Annotated in this window: 19 protein-coding genes; 8 read left to right on the plus strand and 11 right to left on the minus strand. The window is 67.5% G+C overall.

All coding sequences use genetic code 11. The features are described from left to right. The 8 genes from ACTHLF_RS02930 to ACTHLF_RS02965 form a co-directional block, all read right to left on the minus strand. A partial coding sequence (locus ACTHLF_RS02930; RefSeq protein ID WP_440324712.1) for a hypothetical protein occupies window positions 1-924 on the minus strand: 924 nt, incomplete at its 3' end. Beyond that, window positions 921-1,844, minus strand: coding sequence for a glycosyltransferase (locus tag ACTHLF_RS02935; RefSeq protein WP_440324714.1), 924 nt, complete (start codon window positions 1,842-1,844; stop codon window positions 921-923). The genes ACTHLF_RS02935 and ACTHLF_RS02930, both read right to left, overlap by 4 nt. Continuing rightward, window positions 1,841-3,097, minus strand: a complete 1,257-nt coding sequence (locus ACTHLF_RS02940) for an O-antigen translocase (RefSeq protein ID WP_440324716.1) — start codon at window positions 3,095-3,097, stop codon at window positions 1,841-1,843. Before ACTHLF_RS02940 ends, ACTHLF_RS02935 begins: the two co-directional genes overlap by 4 nt. Next, a complete protein-coding gene (locus tag ACTHLF_RS02945) occupies window positions 3,094-4,206 on the minus strand; it encodes a DegT/DnrJ/EryC1/StrS family aminotransferase (RefSeq protein ID WP_440324718.1) in 1,113 nt (370 codons plus the stop codon). Before ACTHLF_RS02945 ends, ACTHLF_RS02940 begins: the two co-directional genes overlap by 4 nt. Beyond that, the gene (locus ACTHLF_RS02950) at window positions 4,206-5,138 is read right to left on the minus strand and encodes a GNAT family N-acetyltransferase (RefSeq protein WP_440324720.1); all 933 of its coding nucleotides are present in this window, start codon (window positions 5,136-5,138) and stop codon (window positions 4,206-4,208) included. The genes ACTHLF_RS02945 and ACTHLF_RS02950 overlap by 1 nt, the downstream gene beginning before the upstream one ends. After that, the gene (locus tag ACTHLF_RS02955) at window positions 5,125-6,054 is read right to left on the minus strand and encodes a hypothetical protein (RefSeq protein WP_440324722.1); all 930 of its coding nucleotides are present in this window, start codon (window positions 6,052-6,054) and stop codon (window positions 5,125-5,127) included. Before ACTHLF_RS02955 ends, ACTHLF_RS02950 begins: the two co-directional genes overlap by 14 nt. A gap of 10 nt (window positions 6,055-6,064) precedes the next feature. Continuing rightward, window positions 6,065-6,730 (minus strand): acetyltransferase, encoded by a 666-nt coding sequence (locus ACTHLF_RS02960; RefSeq protein ID WP_440324723.1) that lies wholly within the window; start codon window positions 6,728-6,730, stop codon window positions 6,065-6,067. Further along, on the minus strand, window positions 6,715-7,152 hold the full coding sequence (locus ACTHLF_RS02965) for a sugar 3,4-ketoisomerase (protein WP_440324725.1): 438 nt from the start codon (window positions 7,150-7,152) through the stop codon (window positions 6,715-6,717). The genes ACTHLF_RS02960 and ACTHLF_RS02965 overlap by 16 nt, the downstream gene beginning before the upstream one ends. Before the next feature lie 150 nt (window positions 7,153-7,302). Here ACTHLF_RS02965 and ACTHLF_RS02970 point away from each other — a divergent pair, with 150 nt between their 5' ends. The 8 genes from ACTHLF_RS02970 to dusB all read left to right on the plus strand — a co-directional run bounded on the left by ACTHLF_RS02970 (window position 7,303) and on the right by dusB (window position 14,177). Next, window positions 7,303-7,857: a cytochrome b gene (locus ACTHLF_RS02970; RefSeq protein ID WP_440324727.1), complete on the plus strand. Its 555-nt coding sequence runs from the start codon at window positions 7,303-7,305 to the stop codon at window positions 7,855-7,857. Between the two features lie 39 nt (window positions 7,858-7,896). Then, window positions 7,897-9,246: a cytochrome C gene (locus ACTHLF_RS02975; RefSeq protein ID WP_440324729.1), complete on the plus strand. Its 1,350-nt coding sequence runs from the start codon at window positions 7,897-7,899 to the stop codon at window positions 9,244-9,246. 44 nt (window positions 9,247-9,290) lie between these two features. After that, window positions 9,291-9,668, plus strand: a complete 378-nt coding sequence (locus tag ACTHLF_RS02980; RefSeq protein ID WP_440324747.1) for a c-type cytochrome — start codon at window positions 9,291-9,293, stop codon at window positions 9,666-9,668. A 53-nt stretch (window positions 9,669-9,721) separates the two neighbouring features. Continuing rightward, window positions 9,722-10,483, plus strand: coding sequence for a hypothetical protein (locus ACTHLF_RS02985; protein ID WP_440324731.1), 762 nt, complete (start codon window positions 9,722-9,724; stop codon window positions 10,481-10,483). A gap of 67 nt (window positions 10,484-10,550) precedes the next feature. Then, a complete protein-coding gene (locus tag ACTHLF_RS02990; RefSeq protein ID WP_440324733.1) occupies window positions 10,551-11,129 on the plus strand; it encodes an RNA polymerase sigma factor in 579 nt (192 codons plus the stop codon). Beyond that, complete coding sequence (locus tag ACTHLF_RS02995) at window positions 11,126-11,776, plus strand: zf-HC2 domain-containing protein (protein WP_440324735.1); 651 nt, start codon at window positions 11,126-11,128, stop codon at window positions 11,774-11,776. The genes ACTHLF_RS02990 and ACTHLF_RS02995 overlap by 4 nt, the downstream gene beginning before the upstream one ends. After that, window positions 11,773-13,068 (plus strand): S8 family serine peptidase, encoded by a 1,296-nt coding sequence (locus tag ACTHLF_RS03000; protein WP_440324737.1) that lies wholly within the window; start codon window positions 11,773-11,775, stop codon window positions 13,066-13,068. Before ACTHLF_RS02995 ends, ACTHLF_RS03000 begins: the two co-directional genes overlap by 4 nt. A 122-nt stretch (window positions 13,069-13,190) precedes the next feature. Beyond that, window positions 13,191-14,177: a tRNA dihydrouridine synthase DusB gene (dusB, locus tag ACTHLF_RS03005; protein WP_440324739.1), complete on the plus strand. Its 987-nt coding sequence runs from the start codon at window positions 13,191-13,193 to the stop codon at window positions 14,175-14,177. 47 nt (window positions 14,178-14,224) lie between these two features. Here the strand turns inward: dusB and ACTHLF_RS03010 are convergent, their stop codons facing one another. The 3 genes from ACTHLF_RS03010 to ACTHLF_RS03020 all read right to left on the minus strand — a co-directional run bounded on the left by ACTHLF_RS03010 (window position 14,225) and on the right by ACTHLF_RS03020 (window position 16,496). Next, window positions 14,225-14,602, minus strand: coding sequence for an immunity 8 family protein (locus ACTHLF_RS03010; RefSeq protein WP_440324741.1), 378 nt, complete (start codon window positions 14,600-14,602; stop codon window positions 14,225-14,227). A gap of 232 nt (window positions 14,603-14,834) precedes the next feature. Then, window positions 14,835-15,716: a hypothetical protein gene (locus tag ACTHLF_RS03015; protein WP_440324743.1), complete on the minus strand. Its 882-nt coding sequence runs from the start codon at window positions 15,714-15,716 to the stop codon at window positions 14,835-14,837. 12 nt (window positions 15,717-15,728) lie between these two features. Then, on the minus strand, window positions 15,729-16,496 hold the full coding sequence (locus ACTHLF_RS03020) for an SDR family oxidoreductase (RefSeq protein WP_440324745.1): 768 nt from the start codon (window positions 16,494-16,496) through the stop codon (window positions 15,729-15,731). Window positions 16,497-16,795: the final 299 nt, after the last annotated feature.

The following is a 16,795-nucleotide window of genomic DNA, read 5'->3' on the forward strand; positions in this document are numbered from 1 at the left end:
CAGCAGGTACAGCGTCACCAGCGCGGCAAACGCGCCGAGTGGGCCCCATGCGAGCAGGAACGGCAGGAACTCGGTGCCGACGTTGACGTTCGAGGCATCCAGCGGGATGTCGGTGCCCGCCGTCGCGATCGAGCCCTGCAACGGCACCAGCTGGTTCGTCAGGAAACTGGTGTTGTGGTAGCCCTTCGCCAGTAGCGATGCGAAGTTGTAGGGGCCGGCACTCACGTAAAGCAGCAGCCACTGGATGCCCGAGGGCATGGCCTTGTAGAAGTCGCCGAACGGCAGCGCCACGCCGGCCACGGACCCGGAGCGCAACATGCCCAACAACGAGAACGCCGCGGCGCCCACGATCGCCAGCACGGTGATCGCGCGCCAGGGCAAGGGCCGCGCCGGGTCGCGGCGGAACACGGTGACCAGGGCGAGCGCGGTCACGCCGGCAAAGATGCGGTTGCGATCGACCACCAGCACGGGAAAGAGCAGTCCTGCCGTGATCAGCGCATAGCGCAATGGCCGGTGGTGCGTGCACAGCACGCCGATCACGGGCAAGGTCCAGCACAGGTCGGAGATGCGGCGGATATGCTCATGCCCGCCCTCCATCGTCGCGTACGTGGAGGGATCGTGGATGAGCGCGACCGGGAACAACGCGAGGTCCAGCGCGCAGAACAACAGCACGCCGCCGGCGAAGGCCAGGCCGAGGAAGCCATCGCGGGTGTGGGCGTAGTCGCGCTCCCGCAGCGCCTGCCATGCGGGAAGGCGGTCATGGCCGATGAAGTCGGCCGCGATGATCAGGGCCGCACCGAGCATCAGCAGGAGCAGGCCCGGCAGGTAACCATCGGGCAGGTTGAACAGCATGGACGTCACGACACAGGCCAGCAGCAGTGGCCAGGCGATATACGTGGATGGCATGCGCAGGAGCGCCCTCATGCTTCCTCCGGGTGCGGATGCGCCGCCGCGGGGCGCAGGGCGGCCCAGCAGCGCAACAGCGCATAACAGCCCAGCCGCAGCGCCAGCGTGCCCGGCTTGCCCTGGAGGAACGCGACCTTCGCGCCGATGTAATGCACCTGCGCGCGCAGCAGCGTCCGACAAGGCTCGTCAAACAGGCAGAGCCGGCGGATCGCCACCTGGCGCGACTCCTCGAGGTTCACGATGCGGGTGGCGCGGTGCCGCGTCTTGCTGAGGTTCGCGCCGTGCAGGCGGTACGCGCATACCGGCACATCGATAAAGCCGAGCGCATCGTTCGCCGCCAGGCGCAGGAAAAGATCCCAGTCATCGATGCGCAGGCCTTCGGTCCAGCGCGCGACCGTCTCGAGCGCGCTACGCCGCAGGAGTGCCACCGGCCCGCCGACGGCCCAGCGGGTGATGACGGCGCGCCGGATGCCCTGGTCGGTCGCGTAGAGTCGCTTGTCCGCTCCGTGCAGGTCGGCCATGCCACTGGCGTGCAGGCACTGACCATCGCGGTCGACGACGACGGAATCGCCGATGACGGCGCCCTTGCGCGCATGGCGCAAAAGGTACTCCACCTGCGCGAGCAAGCCGCCCGGCAGCAGGTAGTCATCGCTTGCACCCAGGCGGAAGAACTCACCGTGCGCGCGCGCGGCCAGCTCGTTCAGCGTCGCGGTGATGCCCTTGTTCGCGCGTTGGGTGAACTCGATCGACACCTCGTGGCCGTGCCGGTCGATCCAGGCCTGGATCCGTTCACTGGTCTTGTCGGTCGAGCCGTCATCGATGATGACGATCTCCTTGGCCGGGTAGGCATCCTCGAGGACGCTATCCAGGCAGCGCTCCACGAAATCCTCGTGGTTGTAGGCGGGGATGAGGATGGAGACGAGTGGCAGGCTGCTCATGCCGGCAACCTCCCCAGGTAGCGGCGTACCACGACGAGGTTGAAGGCCAGGTAGGCCAGGTAATTCAGCGCGAACGCGAACATGGCACCGGGCAAGCCGAAACGGGCCGTGCAGACATACACCAGCACCAGGTAGCTCACGGCGAACACGCACTCGGAGATCACGAACAACCGTGTCATCGCCTTCGCCAGCATGAGATACGACAGGATGAAGGCCGCGATCTTCACGACGTCGCCCGCGAGCTGCGCCGCATAGAGATCGTTGGCGGGACCGAAATCCGTGCTGAAGAGCAGCCGGGTCACCCAGTCGCGCAACGCGTAGATGACCAGGGCGCTGGCCGCGACCGCCGGAAGCAACACGCGCGCCGCCGCCTGCAACTCGGCGGCCAGCGCATCACGCTCGCGGATCGAGGCGAGCTTCGGCAGGTAGTAGATGTTGATCGCCGTCGTGAAGAACAGCAGGTACGCATCCGACACGCGCGTCACCGCCTGCCAGTAGCCGACCTGCTCCCAGCCGAACGCACCGGCGAGGTGGTCGCGCACGGCGATGTTCACCAGCGGGGGCAACAGGGCCGACGACAGGCTCATCAGGGAGAACGCCGCCAGCCGCCGGGTCATCTCGGGATCGAAGCGCATGCTCAGCATGCCGCGCTGGAAGTAAGGGCTTCGCCACCACGCCGGCAGCCCCACGAGCAGCCAGAACAGCTGGCCCAGCACCACCGCGAGCAGTGCGCCGTACAGTGCGAACCAGCGCGCGAGGCACAGCGCCAACGCCACGCTAAGCAGCGAACCCAGCACCTGGACCAGTGCCAGCCGGCGCACATCCATGAAACCGTTGATCACGGCCAGCACGTAATTGACGAGTGCGATGCCCAGCTGGGCCACGGCGAGCACGCGAACGAGGCTGTCGTACGACGGGTCGCCGAGAAGCCATGCAGCGAGCGGCCGCGCGAACAGCAGCGCGGCGCACGCCATGGTGCACGAGGCGGCCATGGCGTAGCCAAGGGCCGACGAGAGCAGGCGCGAAAGCCGTTCGGGATCGTCGCGGTACTCCGCGACGTACTTGACCACGCCCGCGCTGATGCCGCCGCCGGCCAGCACCGCGAGCAGGGACATGAGGCTCATGAACTGTCCGAGTCGACCGACGCCGGCCGGGCCGGCCAGCCACGCCACCAGCTTCACCAGCACCAGCGCGGCACCGAGCCGGGCCGCGGTGCCCAGTGCCGACCAGGCGCCGGCCCGTACGATGTTCACGCCGCCTCCGCGCAGGCGCTGCAGGCCGCGATGACATGGGCGACCTGGGCGTCGGTCAGCACCGGGCTGATCGGCAGGCTCAGGACCTCTTCGTGGAGTTGCTCCGTCACCGGCAACGCCATGCCCGCGAGCTCCGCGTAGGCATGCTGCCGATGCGGTGGCACCGGGTAGTGCACCTGCGTCTGCACACCCATCGTCCCAAGGTGCTGTTGAAGCGCGTCGCGCCAGCGGGAACGCACCACGAACAGGTGCCAGGCATGGGCGCTTTCATTCGCCGCGGACGGCAGCACGATGCCCGGATGCCGGATGCCCTCGCGGTACGCGCTGGCGATGGCGCGGCGACGTGCCGTATCCGCATCGAGGTAGCGAAGCTTCACCCGCAGCATGGCGGCCTGGATTTCATCGAGCCGCGAGTTGATGCCGCGCATCGGGTGGTCGTACTTCACCTCGGAGCCGTAGTTGCGCAAGGCCGCCACGTACGTGGCGAGCTGGTCATCGTCGGTCACGACCGCGCCGCCATCACCCAGCGCACCCAGGTTCTTGGCCGGGAAGAAGCTGAACCCCGCCGCGTGGCCAAAGGCACCCGCGCGCGTTCCGCCGAGGCGTGCGCCATGCGCCTGCGCGGCGTCTTCCAGGATCAGCAGCCCGCGCCGGCCGGCGATCTCGGCGATCGCCCCCATGTCGGCCAGCTGGCCGTACAGGTGCACGGGCATGATGACCCGCGTGCGGGGACCGATGGCGGATTCGATCCGCGCGGGATCGATATTGAACGTCACCGGGTCGGGTTCGACCGGCACGGGCCGCAACCCGTTCTCGCTGATCGCGAGGAAGCTGGCGATAAACGTATTCGCAGGCACGATGACTTCATCGCCATCGACCAGTTCGCCCATCTCGCGCCACGCGCGCAACACCAGGGAGAGTGCATCCAGCCCGTTCCCCGTGCCGACCGCATGCCGCACGCCGCAATACGCGGCGAACTCATCCTCGAAGGCGGCGAGCTCGTCGCCAAGGATGTACCAGCCCGCGTCGATGACTCGCGCCACTGCCGCCTTCAGTTCATCGGCGTGCCGCGCGTTCACATCGCGAAGGCTGAGGAAAGGCACGTCCATCACAACACCCACTCGTAGCGGTCGTGCACGACGGCGCGTGCGCCAAAGGATTCTTTCTGTGCGACCAGGCCCGCGTTGAGCACCCGCCCCTCATCCTCCGTGGAGATGCCGAAGCTGAAGCGCTGCCGCGTCGCGTAGACACCGCCGACCAGTTCCGCCAGCAACAGGCTCAGCGCCCCGCAGTCGCGCCCCTCCTCCGAGGCGGCGAGGTACTGCGTGTGCACGGTGTGGCCGAAGTCATAAATGAGGACACCAGCGAGCAGTTCGTCGCCGCGGCGGGCTTCGTGCAGGGCGATGCCGTCGGGAAAGCGTGAGCGCAGCAGCTCAAGCTCCGCGACGCTGTGCACGGGGACGGCGTCGTGGCGTAGCAGGACCTCGGTGAGCAGAGCATGGAACGGCGACAGGTCCGCGCCCGTGCCGATCACCACGCCCGCCGCGCGGGCCCGCGCGATCGCACGGCGCCGCATCGTGTTCATGCTGGGACGGTCAATCGGCGCCAGCACCGATGACAGGTCGCGGCGGACCAGCGTCGCGCCTAGCCGGTGCAGCGCGTAGAGATCCTCTTCCGCCGCGGTGGTGTGGAAAACATGCGGTACCGGCTTGTAGACGAAGCGACGCACGCCCGCGCGCCGGTAAGCCTCGCCGATGGACTCGAACGCGGCCACGGTGCCCTCGGCACGCAGGCTCCGCAGCGCAACGAGGCCGCCGTAGGTCAGCCCCGCGTGGCTCATGACCGTGTCGCCGTCGCGGTTCGCGGGCAGCACCGCCACGGGTTCGCCGCGGTCCTCGACCAGCAGCGACGCATCGATGAAACGCTCGGCGTGGTAATCCATGTACGGCCGCCGGTGCAGGAACGTGCCGTTGCGCGATTGCGCCACCACGGCGTCCCAGCGCGCCTCGTCGGCGGGCGTGTAGGGCCTAACGGTCAGCATGGCGTGCCTCCGCCAGGCCGAAGCCATCCACGCCCATGTCATTGCCGTTGTAGAACATGAGCGTGCGGTCGTCCTGCTCCAGCAGCGCCGGATAGCAGATCGTCCGCGAGTCCCAGCCGTGCTCGGAAAGGGCGAGGCCGAACAGCTCGTCGTGCCGGTCCCAATGGATGCCGTCGGTGCTGATGGCGCAGCCCGGGAAATAGCCGCCCTGCGTATCGCCGCGCGTGAAGTACATGATGTAGCCGTCCCCGCGGCGGTAGACGCGCGGCCGGCCGATCCGGTACTCGCTGCCGTGCGGCAGCAGGCAGGGTTCGTCGCGCGTGGGCGGCTGGCCCGGCGCATCGGTTTCCATGTAGCGGATGTGGTAGCGCGGATACGCCTGGTCGCCGATCGTCTCCCAGTCGTCTCCAGCGGCGTACCAAAGGCGCCAGCGTCCACCTTCGTACATAGCGGAATGGATCGCGGCGATCGTGCTGCGGCCCGGCGCGCGGTCGAGGACCGGCGTCTCCTGCGTGCGGGTGAAGCTTTCCCCACCATCGGTTGAAAGCGCCAGCCCGGTAAATGCGAGGAACTTCGCACGCGCCACGCGCTGGAAGCCCACGTAGAAGAGATGCATGCCCCCCGGCGCATCGACCAGGTCGCCCAGGATCATGCCGTTGTCGTCGAAGCAGCCACCCCGGCCGACATCGAGCACGGGGATGTCACTCACGCCCAGCACATGGCCCGGGTCGCGGGCGCGCAGGTCCACGTAGCCGATCCGGCCCATGCCTTCGCCATCGCGGAAGCTCGCGTACACGCGGATCGTGTCGCGGTCCTTGCGCCAGGGCGTCGGCGTAAGCGCCGAGTGGCGCATCCAGCCACCCACGCCCTGGCGCAGGGTATCGAACACCAGGCCGCGCTTGGTCCAGGCGGTCATGCGCGCGCCCTCAAAGCGCCACGTCCAGGCTGCGCTTGCCCGGCAGTGCCTTCGCCGGCGAGCCCACGTAGACCAGCCCGGGTTCCGTATCGCGTACGACGAGCGCACCCGATCCGATGATGTTGTCGGCGGCGACGCGTACCTTGTCGTTGAACGTGCTGTTCACGCCGATGAAGCTGCTCTCGCCGATCTCGCAATATCCCGACACCACGGCATGCGACGCCATGAACACGTGGTCGCGTATCACGGTGCGATGTCCGATGTGGTTCCCGCTCCAGAGGATGCAGTTGTCGCCGATGCTGACGAACGGCTGCACCACGTTGTTCTCGAAGATGAAGCAGTTTTCCCCGACGGTCGCGTTGCGCCAGACGAACGCGCGCGAACTGATGTACCGCGCAAAGCGGTAGCCACGCGCTTTCAGGTCACGATAGAAGCGCGTGCGCAGGCGGTTGAGGCCGCTGGCGGGGATGGCGACGAAGACCTCGACCTCATCGGGTGGGTAGATCGCCTCGATATCTTCGTAGGCGACTACCGGCGTGCCATCGATTTCCGCCTGCGCCATCCACGCGCGCTCGACGGCGAACGCCACGATGTCGCGGCCGGCATCGTGGGTGAAGTATTCGCGGGCGAGCAGCGCGAACTCGCCCGCACCGACCAGGACTAGCGGCCGGGCCATGCGGCCGCCACTCCCGGAAACGCCGTGGCGTGGGCTTCGCTGAGGAACTGCTCGTAATCCGCGATGTAATCGGTCGGGTCGTACAGCTGGTCGGCCAGCACCATCACGACGCAGTCTTCGCTGAAGTGGTGCAGCTCGCGCCACACCATGGGGCCGATGAGCACGCCGCTTGCCGGATCGTCCAGGGTGACCTCGGCAGGCCCGGTGCCGTCGTCCAGCAGGAAGGTGACGGAGCCACGCACCGCGATCGCAAGCTGGGTCAGCGTCCGGTGGGCGTGCTGCCCCCGGCGCACCTCGTCACGGGTGGCGAAGATGTAATAGACGCGGCGGATATCGAAAGGCACGTCGCGCATGCCTTCGAGCGCCACGAGCATGCCGCGGCTGTCGCCGTGGATCTGGAAGGGTATGCGAGCTATATCCATGGCGAATCCCGGCGTGCCGCGGTGGTCGTGGATGAGTGCGGGACACATGGCGAAAAGGTTGCAGCCCGGGACGCGCAACCTTTCGGTGTTGCACGGAGCACTCATGGCCATGCGTCGCCCGGCTGTCGGGCGCCCTGGGGAACGCCCTGCATGGCCTGGAATACCCAAGACGATCGTCCGGTGGCATGGCCGCGCCCCTTGCGGGTGCTGCACTGGCTCACGGTGGTGTGCGTCGTCTGCGCCGCCACCCTGATCCTGCTGCGCGATGAAGTCTCCGGCCGTGCCCTGCGCCTGTGGCTGCTCGAGGGGCACCGCCATTTCGGCCTGATCGTGCTCGTGCTTTTCGCGGTGCGCGTCGTGCTGCGCGCCAGGGCGTCACGCCTGCCACCGATTCCCATGCCACGGGTCATGCACCTGGCCGCGGGCGCCACGCATATCGCCCTTTACCTGCTTCTCCTCGCGATGCCGCTGCTCGGCTGGGCCATGTGCAGCGCGGGCGACCAGGACGTGCATTTCTTCGGGCTCACCCTTCCGCGGCTGGTCGCCCCCGACGACGACCTCGCCGATCGCCTCCAGGCGCTGCACATCGATGCGGCGTGGGCGTTGCTCGCGCTGGTCTGCCTGCACATCGGGGCGGCCCTTTTCCATCACTTCGGCCGCCGTGACGGCCTGCTGCACCGGATGTGGCCGCGCAAGGGCGCCTGAGCGCCCGCCACATCCCCTGACTACAAGGAGCTCCATCCCATGCCACCGCTATCGTTCCGACGTCGACCGCGCGCCACCGGCCACGCCGGGTGGTGGGCAGCGCTCGCGCTCGTGCTCTCGCTCGTGAGCCACACGGCGCACGCCATCCCTGCGTACGCGCGGCAGACCGGTTCCTCGTGCGCGGACTGCCACGCAGGCGCCTACGGCCCGGCGCTCACGCCCTACGGCATGCGCTTCAAGATGAACGGCTATACCGACACCGATGGCCAGGGCACGAAGATCCCCGTGGCCGCGCAGCTCACCGAGTCCTACGTGAACCCGACGACCGGCCCGAGCGATACGACCCTCTCCCAGGGTGACCTGTACCTCGCCGGCCGCCTGACCGAGAACGTAGGCGGATACGTGAAGGTCGAGGCCGACCATACCGGCCATGACACCTACAACACGCGGCTGAGCAATATCGATATCCGCTATGTCGCGAAGGAACTGAAGATCGGCGGCAAGGACACCCTGGTCGGCGTGACCGTGAACAACAGCCCCGGCTTCCAGGACCCGATCGGCGCGCTGCCCAATGCCTCCTTCCTTGCCCCGGGCGGTGTCACCGGCACCCTGCTGAACCCGGGCGCGCCGAACACGCTGACCAACCGCGTCATCGGTGCCAGCGTCTATGCGCTGTATGACAAGAACTGGTACGCCGAAGCCGGCACTTACCGCTCGCTGCAGCGGAACACGCAGGACGACCTTGGCTACAACGTGGGTGGTGACCCCGGCAAGCTCAGCGGCACCGGCTATTTCCGCTTCGCATACATGAAGGACATGCGCAGCCAGTTCTTCTCCGCGGGCGTGGTGGCACTGACCACGAAGCGCGAGCTGCCGCGTGGTGCGTCGAAGGACAACATCAACGACTTCGGCTACGACCTCACCTACCAGTACCTCGGCAACCGCGAGCACATCGTGCAGGCGAGCTACGTGAACATCTACGAGCGTCGCAAGTACGGCGAACCGCTGGCGAACCCGCTGGTGCCCGGCACGCTCACCTCCGATCGTGGCTCCGCGCGCGACCAGGTCGGTTCGGTCACCTACACGTTCAAACAGACCTACAGCATCCAGGTATCGCAGCTGAAGAGCACGGGCAGCGGCAACGATGTGCGTTACCCGCCCTTCGGCAACCCGGACAGCACGATCAACCTGTTCACCCTCGCCTGGGCGCCGTTCGGCAAGGACGACAGCTGGATCACCAAGGGCAACCTGAAACTCGCCGCCACGTGGTTCCGGGTGACCCGCTTCAACGGGCGCGGTTCCAACGTGTTCGGCGCGCCGCCCGGCGTCCGCGGCATCGACGCCTCCGACCTGAACGCCTTCACGCTCTCCGCGAGCATCGCCTTCTGACCACACAGGAACGGTAACGCGTGACTTCCCCACACCTCCCCACCCTGCCCGCGCGGTTCGCCGCCGCGGGCCTCTTCGTGGCTTGGCTGCTGGCTCCCCTGCCGGCCAGCGCAGGTGATGCCAAGGCCGGCCAGGATGTCTTCAAGTCCGAATGTGCCGAATGCCACAGCGTGGCGCAGGGCCGGAACAAGAAGGGCCCCAGCCTGTTTGGCATCGTCGGCCGCAAGTCGGGCAGCCTGCCTGACTACAACTATTCCGACGCGCTGAAGAACATCGGCTGGACCTGGACCCCGGACCAGTTGCACACGTACCTCTCGCAGCCCGCCAAACAGGCGAATCCCGGCACCAAGATGAAATACGATGGCCTCGACAACGCGAAGGACCTTGACGATCTGTTGTCTTACCTGGCCACGCTTCACTAAGGAAGGAACGGCGCGGCGCGGACGCGAAGGCGTGCGATGCGCAAGATGACGCGATGCCGGACCACCTGACCACCTGCGAGCCAGGCAAGGCCCCTGCCCGCCGCGACGCGTTTGTAGCGCGGCGCCGGCTGGCCGTGGCCGTGGCCCTCGCCGCCGCAGGCACCCTGCCGGCCCACGCCGGTGACTGGGGCGCCACCGTGGCGGTCAGCTCGCAGCTGGTGGATCGCGGCGTGGCGGTCACCCCGCCCGCTCCGATCGTCCAGGGGGCGGTGAACTGGGTATCGCGCGACGGCTGGTCGCTCGGCGTCTCCGCGAGTTACCAGACCCGCGACCCGGGCCGGGTGGCGGAGACGCTCGCCCAGGTCGCCAAATCGTGGTCCTTGTCCGATGACTGGCAGATCCAGGCGGGCCTGCTGGATTACCGCTACCCGGGCGGTGGAAGCGGCGTCCGCACCTATGACCGGACCGAGCTCGGCGCCAGCGTGATCTGGCGCGATGTCCTCACCGCCGGCGTCTCAGCGATCAAGCTCACCCACCGCGGCGGTGGCCTGCGCGGGGCGGCTGACGTGGGCTTGCGCTGGCCACTGGGCTGGCATGTCTCGGCCACCGGCGGCATCGGCATCGCCCAGTATCTCGCCCCGCTGAGCCGGTACTATCCTGAGCGACCCGACCGCTACAGTTACGGCCATGGCGGGCTGGTCTGGCAGAACGGGGCCTGGCGGGTGGAGCTGATCCACGTGTTCACCAACCGGGAACGCAACCGCGGGGAACGGCCGGTTTCCCCCTGGACCGCCACGGTGGCACGCACCTTCTGATGCCACGGCAACCATCGGCCCCTTCGAGCGCACTTACGGTCCAGGCACCCCAACGTAAAACGACGCCATGACCCAGGCCGATACCGACGCCAATGACCGACTGCTCCTGCAGCGGATGTCCGCGGGCGACCGAGCCGCGCTGACGGTGATGTACCGCGCCTACCATGGCCGGCTGACCCGTTTCCTCGCCCGGCTGACCCGCCGCTCGGACATCATCGAGGAAGTCATCAACGACTGCTTCTGGATCGTCTGGCAGAAGGCCGCCAGCTTCCAGGGCGAATCGCGCGTCTCCACCTGGATCATGGGCATCGCCTACCGTTGTGGCCTGAAGTCCCTGCGCCAACATGGCAGCGAGCCGGTGGACGAAGACAGCGTTCCCGAGGATCGTATTCCCTCGCACGATCCCGGCGACGACCGCGAACTGCGCGACTGGCTGGGGCGGGGCATGGAGCGCCTCTCCGCCGACCAGCGCGTGGTCGTGGAACTGGTCTACGGCATCGGGCACTCGCTGGACGACGTGGCGGCGATCATGCAATGCCCCGTCGGCACCGTGAAGGCGCGCCTTTTCCATGCGCGCGTGAAGCTGCGCAACGTACTACCGGGCCTGGCCGGCGAAGCGGCCACGTCCAAGGAGAAACTGCCATGACCCGCCCCACCCCAGCCGGCAGGGATTGTGCCCGCGCCTGGGAAGCCATGCCCTGGATCCTCCAGGCCACGGCCAGCCGCGAACAGGAGGCCTGGCTCGATAGCCACCTGGCCACCTGCGACGATTGCCGCGCCGAGTTCGAGCAGCAGCGCAAGCTCGCCCGAGCGGTGCAGTTGCCCTCCGATGTGAAGCTGGATCCCGAGCAGGGCCTGCAACGCCTGTTCGCCCGCCTCGACGCCGATGATCCGCAGCAGGCGGTGCCTGCCCCGCGCGCGGCCGGCCATGGCTGGTTGCTACGCAGCCTGGCCGCGGCGGTCGTCCTGCAGGCCGTGGGCCTGGGCGCCCTCGGCCTGAAGCTCTGGTCGACGCCGGATGCACGCGCCCCTGCGACCTACCGCACGCTCAGCAATGACGCGCCGGCCGTGCCGCGCGGCGCGATCCACGTGGTGCCGGACAAGAGCATGAACATGTCGGCATGGAATGCCCTGCTCCAGGCGCAGCACCTGCGCGTGGTGGGCGGACCGAACGGCGTGGGTGCCTACACCGTTCTCCCCGATGACGCGTCGGTCACCGCGAAGGATGCGTCGGACCGCCTGCGCGGCACGCCCGGCATCCGCTTCGCGGAACCGGTCACCGGGACGCCATGAAGAAAGCCCTGCTCCTGTTGTCGCTCGCGGCCGCCACGCTCGGCGGCTGCGCCAGCACGCGCCCGTCGGGCGCCGCGCTGACCACGCCCGCGCCGGAGCACGCGAGCGACAGCGTGGCCGCGGGCATGGATAGCTCACGGGATATCGTGCTGGCCGTGGCCAACCCGCTGGAACCCGCCGCGACCCATGCCGGTTCCAGCCTGCTGGGTTATGCCCCTGCACCGAACTACGGGGCGGGCCAGCGCGCGCGCTCCCTGCTCGCCGACCTGCGCCGCCAGTACGGCTGGAACGAAGTGGGTGGCTGGCCCATCCGTGCGCTGGGTGTCTACTGCATCGTGCTGCGTCCGCCCGCGGGCATGGACCGCGATGCGCTCATTGCGACACTGACCCGCGACCAGCGGGTCGAACTGGCGCAGCCGCTGCAGGAATACGCGGTGTATTCGAGCCAGGATGAAGAGCATTACAACGACCCTTACACCGACCTGCAGCGTGGTTTTGTCGAAACCCACGCCGCGGAAGCGCACGTCGTCACCCAGGGTGATGGCGTACAGGTCGCGGTGGTCGACACGGGCGTGGATACCTCGCACCCGGACCTGAAAGGCCACCTGGCCAGCGTGCGTGACGAGGTCTCGGATAACGACAAAGCGTTCGCGAGTGACCGCCACGGTACCGAAGTCGCCGGCATCATCGCCGCCGTCGGTAACAACAGGCAGGGCATGGTCGGCATGGCGCCGAAGGCCCGGGTCAGCGTGTACAAGGCTTGCTGGTACGCGGATCCGAACAGCGGCGCGCGCTGCAATTCGTTCACCCTGGCGAAGGCGCTTGCGGCGGTGAACGATACCGACGCGCGCATCGTCAACCTGAGCCTCGGCGGGCCCGCCGACCCGTTGCTCGGCAAGCTGCTGCAGCAGTTGCTGTCGCAGGGCCGCATTGTCGTCGCCGCGCTGCCACCGGATGGCGTACCGCGTGGTTTCCCCGATAGCTCACCCGGCGTGATCGTCGTCCGCACCACGGCCAACGGCCCCGCGCCGCAGGGCGTCGTGAGCGCGCCCGGCAACGACATCCTCACCACCCAGCCAGGCGGCGGGTACGACTTCACCTCCGGCTCGTCCATGGCCACGGCCCATGTCAGCGGCATCGTGGCCCTGCTGCTCTCGGTGGCCCCCGGCCTCGACGCCAACAGCGTCCGCGACATCCTCCTGCGCACCAGCGCCCCCGCCAACGGCCTCGTCCAGGTCGACGCCGCCGCCGCGGTTGATGCGGTTCCGAAAATGGCCCTGGCCATGCGCTAATCCGTGCTTTGTAGGAGCCCACCCTGTGGGCGACAGCTTCCGCGACAACGCAACAGGCCCCAGACCTCGCCGCGAACGGCGTCGCCCACAGGGTGGGCTCCTACGGGTAAAATGGCCGTCTGATGCGTATCGGCCCCTACACCATCGCACCCGCCGTGGTCCTTGCGCCCATGGCCGGCGTCACCGACAAACCGTTCCGGCTCCTGTGCAAGCGCATGGGGGCCGGTCTCGCCGTGTCCGAGATGACGACCGCCGACCCGCGCCTGTGGAACACCCGCAAGTCGCTACGCCGCATGGACCACGATGGCGAGCCCGAGCCGGTCAGCGTGCAGATCGCAGGCTACGACCCGGGCATGCTCGCCGAGGCCGCCCGCTACAACGCGGATAACGGCGCGCAGATCGTCGATATCAATATGGGTTGCCCGGCCAAGAAGGTCTGCAACGTGTGGTCAGGCTCCGCGCTGCTGCAGGATGAACCGCTGGTCGGGCGCATCCTCGATGCCGTGGTGAAAGCCGTGGATATTCCGGTAACGCTGAAGATCCGCACCGGCTGGGATCGCGACAACCGCAACGCGTTGACCATCGCGCAGATCGCGCAGGATGCCGGCATTGCGGCACTGGCCGTGCATGGCCGCACCCGCGCCGACAAATACGAAGGCGAGGCCGAGTACGCGACGATCGCGGCGGTGAAAGCCAGCGTTTCGATTCCCGTGCTCGCGAATGGCGACATCACTACGCCCGACAAGGCGCGTGAAGTACTCGCGGCGACGGGTGCCGATGCGGTGATGGTCGGCCGTGGCGCGCAGGGTCGCCCGTGGATCTTCCGCGAGATCGCCCACCACCTCGCCACCGGTGGCTATCTCGCCGAACCGACTCCGCAGGAAGTGCGCGACATCCTCATCGGCCACCTCGAACATCTCTACGCCTTCTACGGCGAAGTGATGGGCGTGCGCATTGCGCGCAAGCATCTCGGCTGGTACGCGAAGGATCGCCCGGAAAACGCAGCGTTCCGGCACGTGGTCAATCGCGCGGAAGACGCCGCGACACAGCTGAAGCTAACGCGCGACTACTTCGACGCGCTAGCCACCGGCACCCCCCTAGCCGCCTGACCACCCACCACTGTTGTGGGAGCGCGCTCCCACAGACATCGTTCTTGCTATGGCGTGCCGCGATAGGGTTGATAGTCCTCGAATTCCCAGGAGCCAACGCGCCCGATCTTCGGAGCGATTTCATCCCAGGTTGCGCCGGTGCAATGTGCAAGGTACCGGTCTAACAGCGCGAAGACCTTCCCGAAGTCGTATTCGTTCATAAGAATCAGGTCCCGGCCGAACATAGGTTCCGGCGACCTGCCGCTGCTCATCTCCGAGGTCAGCCACGCAGGGCTGCAAACGCAGAACTGGAAAAGATCGGTGCCGTCTTCGTTCGCGGGCCCGATCTCCGCATGACACCAAAAGCCAAAGAGGCCCTCGTCGTCAGGGACGAATGACTGCATATCGACGTCCGTACTGGAAAGTCGTTTGAGTTCTGCGCGCATGCTCGGCCTCGACCGGTCGTTCCAGAGCGTCCATGGGTCCGCCGCTTACCAGGCTGGGTGCGCGGCGGTACGACGTTAGCACCTATCGCCGCTGACGGCTCGCGGATGCGCCCATGTCGGGTGCCTACTCGCAACAAGACTCCGCGCTGGCCGCGGGCGGCTTCGAAACCGACCGGCCCAATCGCGCGCGAGCGCGCTCCCACAACATCCGGGGGAGCGCGTTTAGTTGCGGCTAGAGCACGCCGGTGGGGTAGCCGGAGAACCAGCGGGCGATGTTTTCCGCGTACAGGCGGATGGAGCGCTGGGCTTCGGGTGAGCCTTCCAGCGCGTTGCCTGGGGGCTCGCTGACGAAGCTGGGTGCGCCCAGCGCCGGGTCCCAGTTGTAGTCGGCGAAGTGGTGGAAGGTGGATTCGGCCACGGCGGGGCCGTTACCGTCCCGGGGCTCGAACGCGACAGCGATGTTGAAGTCGCGGCCGCTGGCCTTGCTGCGACCGGTGGCGATGATGCGGGCGCTGCTATCACCCTCGGGCTGGCCTACGGCACCTTCGTGCGGATGCGAAGGGAGATACCGGAGCACGCCGCCCGGCGCCGAAGGGTCACGCAGTACAGGGTGTGGCGAGCCGGATATCGTGATCTCCTGGAAATCGCCGTTCGCACCCGAGTGATAGTTCGGCCAACTGATGTTCGTAGTGATGGTGTCATCGCACTGGCAGCGCGACGGGTCGGGATCCGGGTGCTTCGTATGGAAGAAATGCGCGGCACCGATCCCGCCGAGCGTACACACCGAGCTGCCGAGATCCATGTGGTCGCGGGCGACCAGCACGCCCTTGCCCTGCTGGCGAAAACGGCCGATGGCCTCGCAATCCTCAGGGGCCAGGCCGTTACCGACATCGACGGCGAACAGCCAGAGCTGGTCGTAATCGGAGGTGTCCAGCATGGACATCACGCTGTCCGGAGCGCCGATGGGGTCACGATCGCGGGCCGTCACCTCGTAGAGGCGCTCACCGTTGTCGCCGCGCATGCCTTCCAGCGTGTCGCGCAGCAGGCTGAAACGCCCGATGTGCCAGTCATCCGCATCGAACGGAATCGTGGTCTGCATGAGGATACGTTTCATCACCTGCTCTCCTTACCAGTTCGCTTTCGCATATTCGGATTCACGCAGCCAGGCTTCGAACCCCACCGGACAACGGTGCGCCGCCTCGCACGGTACCAGCGAGCGCTCCTCGAGGACCGCACCGAAGTATGGCGCGCGTTCGTCGATGACCACCTCCACGGGGGATTCCAGTCCGCTGAGGAAGCGCTGCACGATGTCCGACATGCGCTCGAGCTCAGGACCCGCTATCTCCAGTGTCATGTTGCGCGGCGGGTTCACGGCGATCCGCGCCAGCGCTTCCGCCACGTCGGTGGAAGCAACCGGCTGAATGTACGCCGGGGAGAGCCGCAGGGCTTGGTCGGAAACACCACCCGCTTCCACGATCGCAAGCAGGAACTCGTAAAACTGCGTCGCGTGCAGGATGGTATAGGGGATGCCCGAGGCCCGGATCAGGTCTTCGGCAGCGGCCTTGCCGCGGAAATACGGGCTATGGCGCTGCCGGTCGCTGCCGACGACCGAGATCGACACGTGGTGCCCGACGCCCGCACGAGCCTCGGCATCCAGGAGGTTGCGCGCCGCCAGCGCGAAGAACTCATACGAGGGCTCGCCGTAAGGCGCTTCCGAGTTGCTGGCGTCGACGACCACGTCAGCGCCGGCGAGCGCCCCGTCCAGGCCGACTCCCGTGACGACGTTCACTCCGGTCGCGCGCGATGCCGCGACGGCTTCGTGGCCGTCCGCCCGAAGCACGTCCACGACTTGCCGACCCACCAGGCCGGTCCCACCGATGACAACGATCTTCATGGGCCACCTCCGCCGGATACCAGGTCCAGGCTGAAAGCGTAGGCCGCCGCACGCACCCGGGCTAGGCCCTGCCGGGTACACATCGCGTTGCACGCGAAGCGACAATTTGCGGGACGCTCAACGGTTGCCCAGGAGAGACGCCGGGCGCAGGCGTTGCGCCGCAACGTGTCGCGCCGCGACCTGCGACGCTGGCTTGTAGAAACCGCTTCTCATTGGTGCGGTCGGAACAACAGCACCGGCTCGGAACGTTGTGGGAGCGCGCTTGCGCGCGATGGGGCTTGCCGCTAGCACCCATCGCG

This window comes from Luteibacter sp. (genome assembly GCF_051958795.1).
Lineage (GTDB): Bacteria > Pseudomonadota > Gammaproteobacteria > Xanthomonadales > Rhodanobacteraceae > Luteibacter.